The sequence below is a fragment of the Micromonospora sp. NPDC005686 genome, assembly GCF_042871665.1.
Lineage (GTDB): Bacteria > Actinomycetota > Actinomycetes > Mycobacteriales > Micromonosporaceae > Micromonospora.
This window is the reverse complement of the sequence record NZ_JBIAIY010000005.1, coordinates 432,546-444,367: the sequence shown is the minus strand read 5'-3', so window position 1 is coordinate 444,367 and position 11,822 is coordinate 432,546. Positions and strand designations below refer to the sequence as shown.

At 74.1% G+C, this 11,822-nt stretch carries 12 protein-coding genes; 9 read left to right on the top strand and 3 right to left on the bottom strand.

Annotation, left to right across the window (positions count from 1 at the left end; translation table 11 throughout):
- Window positions 1-840 (top strand): electron transfer flavoprotein subunit alpha/FixB family protein (locus tag ACFYON_RS15275; protein WP_387320816.1); only part of this gene is annotated, 840 nt, incomplete at its 5' end.
- 98 nt (window positions 841-938) lie between these two features.
- On the opposite strand, the gene ACFYON_RS15270 is transcribed toward ACFYON_RS15275, so the two are convergent.
- Together ACFYON_RS15270 and ACFYON_RS15265 are read right to left on the bottom strand one after the other, a co-directional pair.
- On the bottom strand, window positions 939-1,718 hold the full coding sequence (locus ACFYON_RS15270; RefSeq protein ID WP_354865980.1) for an anti-sigma factor: 780 nt from the start codon (window positions 1,716-1,718) through the stop codon (window positions 939-941).
- A complete protein-coding gene (locus tag ACFYON_RS15265; RefSeq protein WP_354865978.1) occupies window positions 1,672-2,277 on the bottom strand; it encodes a sigma-70 family RNA polymerase sigma factor in 606 nt (201 codons plus the stop codon). The genes ACFYON_RS15270 and ACFYON_RS15265 overlap by 47 nt, the downstream gene beginning before the upstream one ends.
- A 239-nt stretch (window positions 2,278-2,516) precedes the next feature.
- Between ACFYON_RS15265 and ACFYON_RS15260 the strand changes: the two genes are divergently transcribed.
- The 7 genes from ACFYON_RS15260 to ACFYON_RS15230 all read left to right on the top strand — a co-directional run bounded on the left by ACFYON_RS15260 (window position 2,517) and on the right by ACFYON_RS15230 (window position 8,925).
- Complete coding sequence (locus tag ACFYON_RS15260) at window positions 2,517-3,350, top strand: DUF4397 domain-containing protein (RefSeq protein ID WP_354865976.1); 834 nt, start codon at window positions 2,517-2,519, stop codon at window positions 3,348-3,350.
- Window positions 3,347-4,018 (top strand): class F sortase, encoded by a 672-nt coding sequence (locus ACFYON_RS15255; protein WP_354865974.1) that lies wholly within the window; start codon window positions 3,347-3,349, stop codon window positions 4,016-4,018. Before ACFYON_RS15260 ends, ACFYON_RS15255 begins: the two co-directional genes overlap by 4 nt.
- A 98-nt stretch (window positions 4,019-4,116) precedes the next feature.
- Window positions 4,117-5,292, top strand: a complete 1,176-nt coding sequence (locus ACFYON_RS15250; RefSeq protein WP_354865972.1) for a cysteine desulfurase family protein — start codon at window positions 4,117-4,119, stop codon at window positions 5,290-5,292.
- Window positions 5,293-5,329: 37 nt separating this feature from the next.
- Window positions 5,330-6,406 (top strand): tRNA 2-thiouridine(34) synthase MnmA, encoded by a 1,077-nt coding sequence (gene mnmA, locus ACFYON_RS15245; RefSeq protein ID WP_354865970.1) that lies wholly within the window; start codon window positions 5,330-5,332, stop codon window positions 6,404-6,406.
- 30 nt (window positions 6,407-6,436) lie between these two features.
- Entirely contained in the window at window positions 6,437-7,441 is a 1,005-nt protein-coding gene (locus tag ACFYON_RS15240) for a methionine synthase (RefSeq protein ID WP_354865968.1), read from the top strand.
- 36 nt (window positions 7,442-7,477) lie between these two features.
- The gene (locus ACFYON_RS15235) at window positions 7,478-7,846 is read left to right on the top strand and encodes a VOC family protein (protein WP_216932406.1); all 369 of its coding nucleotides are present in this window, start codon (window positions 7,478-7,480) and stop codon (window positions 7,844-7,846) included.
- Window positions 7,847-7,872: 26 nt separating this feature from the next.
- Window positions 7,873-8,925: an ADP-ribosylglycohydrolase family protein gene (locus ACFYON_RS15230; protein WP_354865966.1), complete on the top strand. Its 1,053-nt coding sequence runs from the start codon at window positions 7,873-7,875 to the stop codon at window positions 8,923-8,925.
- A 12-nt stretch (window positions 8,926-8,937) separates the two neighbouring features.
- Here the strand turns inward: ACFYON_RS15230 and ACFYON_RS15225 are convergent, their stop codons facing one another.
- A complete protein-coding gene (locus tag ACFYON_RS15225) occupies window positions 8,938-9,483 on the bottom strand; it encodes a type II toxin-antitoxin system PemK/MazF family toxin (RefSeq protein ID WP_354865964.1) in 546 nt (181 codons plus the stop codon).
- A gap of 201 nt (window positions 9,484-9,684) precedes the next feature.
- On the opposite strand from ACFYON_RS15225, the gene ligA reads away from it, so the two are divergent.
- Window positions 9,685-11,820, top strand: a complete 2,136-nt coding sequence (ligA, locus tag ACFYON_RS15220) for an NAD-dependent DNA ligase LigA (RefSeq protein ID WP_354865962.1) — start codon at window positions 9,685-9,687, stop codon at window positions 11,818-11,820.
- Window positions 11,821-11,822 lie beyond the last annotated feature (2 nt).

Here is an 11,822-nt window from a genome sequence, read left to right as displayed (position 1 = left end):
GTCGGTGCCGCGCAGGCGTTGAGCGCCAAGCTGGGTGAGTACGGCGCGGAGAAGATCTACGCCGCGGAGGGTGAGGAGATCGACGGCTACCTGGTCGCGCCGAAGGCCACCGTGGTCGCCGAGCTGGTCACGCGCGTCCAGCCGGCGGCGGTGCTGCTCGCCTCGTCGCAGGAGGGCAAGGAGATCGCCGCGCGGCTGGCGGTCAAGCTGGACAACGGCATCCTGACCGACGTGGTCGGTCTGGCCGCCGACGGCACCGCCACCCAGGTGGCGTTCGCCGGCTCGGCCATCGTCAAGTCCAAGGTCGTCAAGGGTCTGCCGTTGGTCACCGTCCGGCCGAACTCGCTCGCCCCGGCCCCGGCCGCGGCCACCCCGGCCGTCGAGCAGCTCACCGTGTCGGTCACCGACGCGGACAAGCTCGCGAAGGTCGTCGAGCGGGTCGCCGAGCAGAAGGGCTCCCGCCCGGAACTGACCGAGGCGTCGGTGGTCGTCTCCGGTGGTCGCGGTGTCGGCAACGCCGACAACTTCAAGCTGGTCGAGGAACTGGCCGACCTGCTCGGCGGCGCGGTCGGCGCGTCCCGCGCGGCGGTCGACTCCGGCTACTACCCGCACCAGTTCCAGGTCGGTCAGACCGGCAAGACCGTCTCCCCGCAGCTCTACGTCGCGTTGGGCATCTCCGGCGCGATCCAGCACCGGGCCGGCATGCAGACCTCGAAGACCATCGTCGCGGTCAACAAGGACGCCGAAGCGCCGATCTTCGAACTGGCCGACTACGGCGTGGTCGGCGACCTGTTCAAGATCGTCCCGCAGGCCGCCGAGGAGATCCGCAAGCGCAAGTGAGTGTCGCGTGAAAAAAGGCCGCCGCCCGGTGATCCGGGCGGCGGCCTTTTCTCGCAGGGAGCTGATCGGCGGGCCGGGGAGCTGAGCCGGCCCGCCGATCAGCCCGTCAGGGTGCCCCTCAGCAGGCTGTCGCCGGAGTGACGGGCGTTGTTGTCGTACTGCTCCGCGCTGATGTCGACGACGGTGTAGGTGCGCAGGTCGATGTTGCGGGGGATCGGCAGGAGCGCGTCCCCCGAACCGTTGCTCAGCGTACCCACGGAGAGCATCTCCATCGTCTTCGGATCGATCAGCCAGACCTCGTAGTACCCCGGAACGCTCGGGAGATTCGTCACGTGCAGATGCAACCTGTTGTCGCCGAGCACCCGGGCGTCGCCGGCGGCGTCCTTGGGCGTCGCCCCGAACGCCGCGAGCGGCGCGCTGGCCACCACCTGCGGCTGGGGATCGGCCTGCTCGCCGCCGCCGCCGAGCACCGCGGCGGTGCCGGCGACGCCGATCACCGCGGCGGCGGTGGCGGTGACCGCGGTGGTCGCCCACCCGGGCCAGCGTCGGTTCCGGCGCGAACGACGTGCCGCGGCGGGTACGGCGGGTACGGCGCTCGGCTCCACCGGGTCGGCCGGGCGCGGCAGGCGCCGCTCGGTCAGCGCCGGCAGCTCCTCGGCGGCCCGGATCTCGGCGACGATGCCCTGCCAGATGTGCTCCGGCGGGTCTGGCAGGTCGGCCAGGCCCTGGGTGCCCGCGCCGAGCCCGGCGACGTGCTGGAGCGTCTCCATCTCGCCCCGGCAGTGGTCGCAGGCGTCCAGATGGGTGGTCTCACCGTCAGCCGCCTCGCTCTCACCGAGCGCCAGAAAGACCAGCCGGTCGTGGTCCAGGTGCTGCACCGTCCACCTCCCATCTGCGTTTCAGGCTCTGCATGCCGCGTCTGATGTGACTCTTTACCGTGCCGAGCGGCACTCCTGTCACGGCCGCGATCTGCTGGTGTGTCAGGTCGTCGTAGAAGGCCAGTTCGAGCATCCGCCGCTGGTCGTCGGGGAGCCGGGCCAGTTCGTCGGCGACCACCAGCCGGTCGACCACGGTGTCCGGGTCGGGGCCGGTGGAGACCGGCTCGGGCAGTTGCCTCACCGTCTCGACCACCCGGGTCTCCCGGGCCGCGGCCCGGATCCGGTCGACCACCTTGCGCCGCCCGATCCCGAGCAGCCAGCCGACCAGTGAGCCTTTCGCCGGGTCGAACGTCTCCCGGCCCAGCCATGCGGCGACGAACGTCGCCTGGGTCACGTCCTCTGCGTCGCTGCGGTTCACGAGCGTCGTGGTGGCCAGGTGCAGCACCGCTCGGCCGAACCTGTCGTACGCCTCTCGCAGGGCGGCCTCGTCGCCGTCGCGGAACCGGACGGCGAGGTCGTCCTCGCCCGGCGGTTCGGGGCCCTGCTTCGCCGCCGTCACCGGGCGGCTCGCCTTCCGTGGGGCATGCCCGACTGTAACTCTCACAGCCCTCGCCCCACCCTCCCGGTGTGTCGTCACGACCCTCGTCACCTCTCCTTCGTCGCCGGAGGGTCCGGCGGATGCGCCCGGAGACGGGAAAAAGAAATCGGATCCGGGTGCATCCGGGGATGACGGAGCCGGCGTAACCCGTTCTGCAAGCCAGGCCTGACGAATCAGCATCAACCACCAGGAGGCAGACAATGCAGTACGCGATGTTCCGTCGGGTCGCCGCGGGCGGCGCGGTGGCCGCCCTCACCTTCGCCGGCGTCGGCGCCGCCACCATGAGCCCGGCCTACGCCGCCTCGTCGAAGGTCTCCGTGGTCCACGGCATCCCGGACACCCCGGTCGACGTGTACGTCAACGGCGAGAAGACGCTCAACAACTTCAAGCCCGGCGACGTCGCCGGTCCGCTCACCCTGCCCGAGGGGGAGTACGACATCGCCCTGACCAAGCCGGGTGAGGCGATCGACAAGGCGATCCTGAAGGTGGACGACGCCGAGGTGCCGGGCGGGGCCAACATCAGCCTCGCCGCCCACCTGAGCGCCGACGGCAAGCCGCAGATCACCCCGTTCGTCAACGACGTGTCCAAGGTGGGCGCCGGCAAGGCCCGGCTGGTCGTCCGGCACACCGCCGCCGCCCCGGCCGTCGACGTGCGGGCCGGCGGCAAGCCGGTCTTTGAGAACCTGACCAACCCGAAGGAGGCCAAGGCCGACGTGGCCGCCGGCTCGGTCGAGGCGGACGTGGTGCTCGCCGGCACCGACACCGTCGCCATCGGCCCGGCCGACCTGAACCTGAAGGAGGGCACCGCCACCATCGTCTACGCCATCGGCTCGGCCGAGGCCAAGAACCTGAGCGTGGTCGCGCAGACCATCAACGGCCTGCACTCGGCGCCGGGCGGCGTGCCCAGCGGCACCGGCGGCCAGGCCGACACCGGCGTGGACACCTGGTGGTACGTGCTGGCCGGGGCCGGCGTGCTGCTCCTGGTCGGCGGCTCGGCGCGGGTGGCGGCAACCGCCCGGGCCGGTCGCCGGTGACGGTGCGCAACCGCGGGGCGCTGGCGGCGATGGCCGCCGGCGCCGCCGCGCTCATCCTGGCGGGTGTGGTGGCGTGCGGATCCGACAGCGCCGAGGACGTCGGCGGCGACCAGGTGGCCGCCCTGGCGAGCGCGACGCCGACGCCCACACCGGCCGCTTCGGCGAGCGGCGGCGGCTCGGTCCCGGTGAACCCGGGCACGCTGCCCGCCGGCGGCGAGATCGTGCCGCCGGTGAAGCTGAGCATCCCGCCGATCCGGGTCACCGCCACCGTCAAACCGGTGGGCGTGAACGAACGCACCGACGAGTTCGAGGTGCCACCCAGCGTGGACCGGGTCGGCTGGTACCGGTACGGCCCGGGCCTGGAGGCCGGCGCCGGCTCGGTGGTGATCGCCGGGCACGTGGACAGCGCCGAGCAGGGCAAGGGGGCGTTCTTCCGGCTGCGTGAGCTGGACGAGGGGGACACGCTCACCGCCACCGGCTCGGACGGCCGCGAGCGCGCATACCGGGTGGTCGCCCGCGAGGAGTACCGGAAGTCGAAGATCCCGCTGGAGCGGTACTTCGCCCGCGACGGCAAGCCCCGCCTCACGCTCATCACCTGCGGCGGGCCGTTCGACGCGAAGACCCGCAGCTACCGGGACAACATCGTGGTCACGGCTGTTCCCGCATGATCATGGAGGTTCCCGCGTGAGCGGGCCGGACCGCCCCGGGTGGGACGGGGCGGTCCGGCCCCCGGCCGCGCGCCCGCGGGCCGTTAGGCTGAACCGTGATGGCATACCTTGATCACGCGGCGACGACCCCGATGCTGGACGAGGCACTCGAGGCGTACGCCGCCGTCGCCCGCGACGTCGGCAACGCGTCGTCGCTGCATGCGGCAGGTCGCCGGGCCCGGCGGCGGGTGGAGGAGTCCCGCGAGCGGGTGGCGGCCGTGCTGGGTGCCCGCCCCTCCGAGGTGATCTTCACCGGCGGCGGTACGGAGAGCGACAACCTCGCCGTGAAGGGCATCTTCTGGGCTCGTCGCGCCGACCGGGCCGACCGGGTCCGGGTGGTCTCCAGCGCGGTCGAGCACCACGCCGTACTGGACGCGGTGGACTGGTTGGTCGACCACGAGGGCGCGCAGGCCGGGCGGCTTCCGGTCGACGCGGCCGGCCGGCTCGATCCGGAACGGCTGCGCGCCGAACTGGCCGAGCACGGCGATCGCGTCGCGGTGGTCACCGCCATGTGGGCGAACAACGAGGTGGGCACCGTCCAGCCGGTGGCCGAGCTGGCCGCCGTCGCCGCCGAGCACGGTGTGCCGTTCCACACCGACGCCATCCAGGCGGTCGGGCAGGTGCCTGTCGAATTCGCCGCAGCCGGCGTGTCGGCGCTCACCGTGACCGGGCACAAGCTCGGCGGGCCGACCGGCGTGGGCGCGCTGCTGCTGGCCCGCGACGTGGCGGCCACGCCGCTGCTGCACGGCGGCGGCCAGGAGCGCGACGTGCGCTCCGGGACGCTCGACACGGCCGGCATCGTCGCGTTCGCGGTCGCCGTCGAGGCCGCGGTGAAGGGCCAGCAGGAGTACGCCGCACGCGTCGCCGCGCTCCGCGACGAGCTGGTCGAGCGGGTGCGCCAGGCGGTCCCCGAGGTGATCTTCAACGGTGACCCGGCCGACCGGCTCCCCGGAAACGCGCACTTCTCCTTCCCCGGCTGCGAGGGGGACGCGCTGCTGCTGCTCCTGGACGCCCAGGGCATCGCCTGCTCGACCGGCTCGGCCTGCTCGGCCGGCGTGGCCCAGCCCTCGCACGTGCTGCTGGCGATGGGCGCCGACGACGACCGGGCCCGGTCCTCGCTGCGCTTCACGCTCGGGCACACGAGCACCGGCGCGGACGTGGACGCGCTGATCGCCGCGCTGCCCGGCGCGGTGGAGCGGGCCCGCCGCGCGGCCGCTCTCCGTACGCCCCGCTGACCCGGATACGCTCGGTGCGGACGAGGGGAGTGGGCCGGTGAGGGTTCTGGCGGCGATGTCGGGCGGGGTGGACTCCGCCGTCGCGGCGGCACGGGCGGTGGAGGCCGGGCACGACGTGACAGGCGTGCACCTCGCGCTGGCCCGCAACCCGCAGACGTACCGCACCGGCGCCCGGGGCTGCTGCACGCTGGAGGACTCCCGGGACGCCCGCCGGGCCGCCGACGTGCTCGGCATCCCGTTCTACGTCTGGGACATGGCCGACCGGTTCCACGAGGACGTGGTGGACGACTTCGTGGCCGAGTACGCCGCCGGGCGTACTCCGAATCCCTGCCTTCGCTGCAACGAGAAGATCAAGTTTGCCGCGGTGCTGGACCGGGCCGTGGCCCTGGGTTTCGATGCGGTGGTGACCGGCCACCACGCCCGGCTCGGCCCGGACGGCCTGCTGCGGCGCAGCGTCGACGCGGCCAAGGACCAGTCGTACGTGCTGGCGGTGCTGACCCGCGCGCAGCTCGACCGGTCGATCTTCCCACTCGGTGACTCGACGAAGGCCGAGGTGCGCGCGGAGGCCGCCCGGCGCGGCCTCACCGTGGCCGACAAGCCCGACTCGCACGACATCTGCTTCATCGCCGACGGCGACACCCGCGGCTTCCTCGCCGGGCGCCTCGGCGAGGCCCCGGGGCAGGTGGTGGACGCGCTCACCGGCGCGGTGGTGGGCAGCCACAGCGGCGCCTACCAGTACACCGTCGGGCAGCGGCGTGGGCTGCACCTGGACCGCCCGGCGCCGGACGGCCGGCCCCGTTACGTCCTGTCCATCACCCCGACCACGAACACGGTGACGGTCGGCCCGGCCGAGGCGCTGGAGGTCTCCGACGTGCGCGCCACCCGCCCGGTGTGGACCGGCGGGCCGCGCCCGGACGGGCCGGTCGAGTGCGAGGTGCAGCTGCGGGCACACGGTGACGTGGTGCCGGCCGCCGTCGAGGTGGACGCCGACGGCCTGCGCGCGTCGTTGCGCCGCCCGCTCCGGGGTGTCGCCGCCGGCCAGGCGATAGTGGCCTACCGGCCGGATCCGGCCGGCGACGTGGTCCTCGGCTCCGCCACCATCACCGCCGCCTGACCACGGACCGGCAGCGGATAGGCTGCGGCAGTGACTGAGCAGGCATGGCCCTGGCCCACCGGTGCGGCGACGGGGATCGGTTCGCTGCCCGGCACCGACATCGCCGAGGCGCAGCGGATCGTGCTCGGCGAGCTGCCCGCCCTCCCGCACCTGCCCGAGCTGCCCGCCCGGGGACCGGGCGCGGACCTCGTCGGCCGGACCGGCGGCCTGCTCGTCGAACTGCCGATCGAGCTGTACGCTGCCCGCTGGCGGATCGCCCCGCGCCCGGGCCGGGATCTGCGCCGCGCCCGTGACCTGATGGAACGCGACCTCGACCAGCTCGCCGAGCAGGCCGAGGAGTACGCCGGCCCGGTGAAGGTCCAGGCCGCCGGCCCGTTCACCCTGGCCGCCGCGCTGGAGCTGCCGATCGGTGGCCGGATGCTGCGCGACCCGGGCGCGGTACGCGACCTTGCCGGCTCGCTCGGCGAAGGGCTGCGCGGGCACGTCGAGGCGGTGACCCGGCGGCTGCCCCGCGCCTCGGTGCTGCTCCAACTCGACGAGCCATCGCTGCCGGAGGTGCTGGCCGGCCGGGTGCGCACCGAGAGCGGCCTCGGCACCCACCGTCCGGTGGAGACGGAGGTGGCGCGGGCGCTGCTGCGCGACGTGATCGAGGCGGCCGGCGTACCGGCGCTCGTGCACTGCTGCGCGCCGGACGTGCCGCTGGAGCTGATCCGCTCCGCCGGCGCGGCAGGCGTCGCGCTGGACCTGTCGCTGGTCAAGGACCTCGACCCGCTGGGCGAGGCGATCGACGCGGGCCTCGGGCTGCTGGCCGGCGCCGCGCCGACGCTGCCGCCGGCCTCCGGCCGGGCGCCCACGTCGGCCGAGGTCGCCGACCGGGTCCTGCGGGTCTGGGACCGGCTCGGCTTCCCCCGCCGCCGGCTGGCCGAGCAGGTGGTGGTCACCCCCGCGTGCGGCCTGGCCGGCGCCACCCCGGAGTACGCCCGCGCGGTGCTCACCGCCTGCCGCGACGCCGGCCGGCGGCTCGCCGAGGACTGACGTTTTCCGTCGTACCCGCCGGGCACCATGACCGGCATGATTGGACGACTGCGTTCCACAGTGATCGACTGCCCCGATCCGCACGCGCTCGCCGCCTTCTACTCCGAGCTGCTCGGCCTGCCCCTGGTGGAGGAGAACTCCGACGGCGACGAGTGGGTGGTGCTCGGTGGTCCGCCCGGGCACCAGCCGCGGGTGGCCTTCCAGCGGGCGCCGGGCCTGCGCGCCCCCGACTGGCCCGACCCGGCCCGGCCGCAGCAGTTCCACCTCGATGTGACAGTCGACGACATCGAGGCGGCCGAGAAGGCGGTGCTGGCGCTGGGCGCCCGGCGGTTGCCGGGCGAGGGGGAGGGCTTCCGGGTCTACGCCGACCCGGCCGGCCACCCGTTCTGCCTCTGCTGGGACTGATCTTCCGCAACTTGCGCGGCGGAGGCATGATCGCCAGCGTGACCGCCTCCACCGCCACCGGCCGTGCCGCCGGTTCGCTGTTCGGCCTGGCCTACGGCGACGCCCTGGGCAAGCCGACCGAGTTCCTCACCGTCACCGAGATCGTCCGGCGCTACGGTCCGGCCGGTCCGCGCGAGCTGACCGGCGATCCGGCCCTGGTCACCGACGACACCCAGATGGCGCTGGCCGTGGCGTGGGCGCTGCACGACGCGCCCGCGTACACGGTCGGGGCGGTGGAGCCGCTGCTGCGGCAGCGCTTCGTCGACTGGTCGGTCAGCCCGGAGAACAACCGCGCACCCGGCATGACCTGCCTGCGGGCCTGCGCCGAGCTGGCCCGGGGCACCCGCTGGCAGGAGGCCACCGTGGCGGGCTCGAAGGGCTGCGGCGCGAACATGCGGGTCACCCCGGTCGGGCTGCTCGACGTCGACCTGGACACCATGGCCGGGCTGGCCCAGCTCCAGGCCGGCCTCACCCACGGCCACCCGACCGGGCTGGCGGCCAGCGAGCTGACCGCGTACGCGGTCCGGCTGCTGCGCGACGGCGCGACGCTGCCGGAGCTGCCGGGCCTGCTCACCGAGCGGGCCCGGGAGCAGCGCACCGTCTACCGGGACGACTGGCTCGGTGACCTGTGGCAGCGCCCCGGCCAGAGCAGCGCGGCCGAGTTCGTCGCCCGGGGCTGGGACGACTGCCTGCACGTGCTAAGCCGGCTGGAGGCGGCGCTGGCCCGCCCGGACGACGGCGGCGACCTGTGCCGGCTCACCGGCGAGGGCTGGATCGCCGAGGAGGCGCTGGCCACCGCGCTGCTCTGCGCGCTACGCCACGCCGACGACCCGGTCGGCGCGCTGGCCCGGGGCGCCACCACCGCCGGTGACTCGGACTCCATCGCCGCGCTGGCCGGCGCGCTTGTCGGTGCCGCGTACGGCATGGCCGCCTGGCCCGCCGGATGGGCCGGCCGGATCGAGTACGCGGGCCAGCTCACCGCGCTCGCCGCCGCGTTCGACGGGGAGGCGAGCGGCGCCGCATCCCGCGACGAGGGGTGACGCCGCCCGCGCTCAGCCGGTCAGGTGGCTCAGCCGCCGGACACCACGCCACAGGGCCGGGTCACAGGTGCCGGCCCGGTCGGCGAACGCGCTCAGCGGCACCGGGATCGGCTCGCTGACGTCCAGGTAGCTGTCGTGGTCGGCGTCCGGATCCCAGTCCCGGGTCGGGATCGGCAGGTGGTCGTCCCGGTCCGACTTGTCCTGGCTGGTGATCTTCAGCACCTCGGCGTCCTGGCCGTCGACCCGCAGCACCAGACAGGGGCGCACCTTCGAACCGGTTCCGTCGGCGTAGGGCACGTCGGCCCACCAGATCTCCCCGGGCCGGGGCTCGTCCCGGCCGGTCCGCCCGGCACCCCGCGGCCTCGGCGGTGCTGCGGTGCGGCCACCCCGTGGCCCGCCGCCGGCCCGGCTGCCGCGGCCACTGCCCGGGCGCCGCCCGTCGGTGCGGTCGCGCGTGCCGGCGGCGCGTTCGGCCGACCGGCGGCGCCACTCGTTCCACAGCCAGCCGGCCGCGACGCAGGCCGCGATCACCAGCGCCCAGATCACCCCGTCGCGCATCCGCCGCCCGCCTCCCGACCGTTGTCGCCCAGTGCCGCCGACGCGATCGTCGCACGGCCGGGGCCGACCCGCCCGGGTGGCGCGACGGGTGCCGGTCCGCCCTGCTCGGCGCGGGTGGCCGGACGACTGTCACCCCCGACCGCTACGGTTCTCGGGTAGCACCGACACGGGAGGTCGACAGCGGTGTCCGAAGGTGACGGCGTGTCCGAAGAAGCGGTTCCCACGGCGGCCGACGCGGCCCAGGAGGCGGCGGCCGGGGCCGAGCCGACCCCGGCTGCGCGGGAGCGGCACGCCACGCTGAGCCAGGAGCTGACCGAGCACCAATACCGCTACTACGTGCTGGACGCGCCTACCGTCACCGACGCGGAGTTCGACAGGCAGCTGCGGGAGCTGGAGGCGCTGGAGGCGGAATACCCGGCGCTGCGCACCCCCGACTCGCCCACCCAGCGGGTCGGCGGCACCTTCTCCACCGACTTCACTCCGGTCGCCCACGCCGAGCGGATGCTCTCGCTCGACAACGCCTTCGCCGACGAGGAGCTGACCGCCTGGGCCGAGCGGGTCGAGCGCGACGCGGGCGGCCCGGTGCCCTATCTGTGCGAGCTGAAGGTCGACGGGCTCGCCATCAACCTGACCTACGAGAAGGGCCGGCTGGTGCGCGCCGCCACCCGGGGTGACGGCCGCACCGGCGAGGACGTCACCGCCAACGTGCGCAGCATCAAGGGCGTGCCGGCCCGGCTGACCCCGGCCGGTGACTTCCCCGACGTGCCGGAGCTCCTGGAGGTGCGCGGCGAGATCTACTTCCCGGTGGCCGCGTTCGCCGACCTGAACGCGAGCCTGGTCGAGCAGGGCAAGGCGCCGTTCGCCAACCCGCGTAACGCCGCCGCCGGCAGCCTGCGGCAGAAGGACCCACGGGTGACCGCCTCCCGCCCGCTGCGCCTGGTGGTGCACGGCATCGGCGCCCGCACCGGCTACCGGCCGGCCGCGCAGTCCGAGTCGTACGCCGCGCTCAAGGCGTGGGGGCTGCCCACCAGTGACAGGTGGAAGGTGGTGGACGACCTGGCCGGAGTGGCGGAATACATCGCCTACTACGGCAGGCACCGGCACGAGGTCGAGCACGAGATCGACGGCGTGGTGGTGAAGGTCGACCCGGTCTCCATTCAGGGCCGCCTCGGTTCGACCAGCCGGGCGCCCCGCTGGGCGATCGCCTTCAAATACCCGCCCGAGGAGGTCAACACCAAGCTGCTCGACATCGACGTCAACGTCGGGCGCACCGGCCGGGTCACCCCGTTCGCCGTCCTCGAACCGGTCCGGGTGGCCGGTTCCACAGTCGCGCTGGCGACCCTGCACAACGCCCGTGAGGTCGAGCGCAAGGGCGTGCTCATCGGCGACACGGTGGTGCTGCGCAAGGCCGGCGACGTGATCCCCGAGGTGCTCGGCCCGGTGGTCGAGCTGCGTCCGGCCGACGCCCGCCCGTTCGTCATGCCGACCACCTGCCCGGCCTGCGGGACACCGCTCGCGCCGGCCAAGGAGAGCGACGTCGACATCCGCTGCCCCAACGGGCGGGCCTGTCCGGGGCAGATCCGCGAGCGGGTCTTCTACCTGGCCAGCCGCAAGGTGCTCGACATCGAGGTGCTCGGCGAGAAGGGCGCGGCGGCGCTGCTGGACGCCGAGATCATCACCAACGAGGGCGACCTGTTCCAGCTCGACGCCGAGCAGTTGAGCCGGTCGCCGTTCTTCGTCAACAAGGACGGCAGCCTCGGCAGCAACGCCACCAAGCTGCTCGACAACCTCGCCGAGGCCAAGGAACGCGACCTGTGGCGGGTGCTGGTGGCGCTCTCCATCCGGCACGTCGGCCCGACCGCCGCGCAGGCGCTCGCCCGGCACTTCCGCTCCATCGCCGCGATCGAGACCGCGGGCGAGGAGGAACTGTCCTCCGTGGACGGCGTCGGCCCGACGATCGCGGCCAGCCTGAAGGAGTGGTTCGCCGTCGACTGGCACCGCGAAGTGGTGCGCAAGTGGGCCGAGGCGGGCGTACGGATGGCCGAGGAGGCCGCCGACGAGGGGCCGCGACCACTCGACGGCGTCACGGTGGTGGTCACCGGCACGTTGAGTGGGTTCAGCCGCGACCAGGCGGCCGAGGCGATCCAGGCCCAGGGCGGCAAGGTGACCGGTTCGGTCTCCAAGAAGACCGGTTTCGTGGTGGTCGGCGACAACCCCGGCTCCAAGGCCGACAAGGCCGCCACCCTGAAACTGCCGGTCCTCGACGAGGACGGCTTCCGCGTCCTGCTGGACGCCGGCCCCGACGCCGCCCGCGAGGTCGCCCGGGTGGAGGGCTGACG

What these genes read in the sequence shown, in the direction of transcription:
- ACFYON_RS15235 (WP_216932406.1), top strand. Translation starts at nt 7,478, where the DNA reads ATGATTGGACGACTGCGTTCCACAGTGATCGACTGCCCCGATCCGCAC.
- ACFYON_RS15260 (WP_354865976.1), top strand. Translation starts at nt 2,517, where the DNA reads ATGCAGTACGCGATGTTCCGTCGGGTCGCCGCGGGCGGCGCGGTGGCC.
- ACFYON_RS15250 (WP_354865972.1), top strand. Translation starts at nt 4,117, where the DNA reads ATGGCATACCTTGATCACGCGGCGACGACCCCGATGCTGGACGAGGCA.
- ACFYON_RS15230 (WP_354865966.1), top strand. Translation starts at nt 7,873, where the DNA reads ATGATCGCCAGCGTGACCGCCTCCACCGCCACCGGCCGTGCCGCCGGT.
- ACFYON_RS15225 (WP_354865964.1), bottom strand. Translation starts at nt 9,483, where the DNA reads ATGCGCGACGGGGTGATCTGGGCGCTGGTGATCGCGGCCTGCGTCGCG.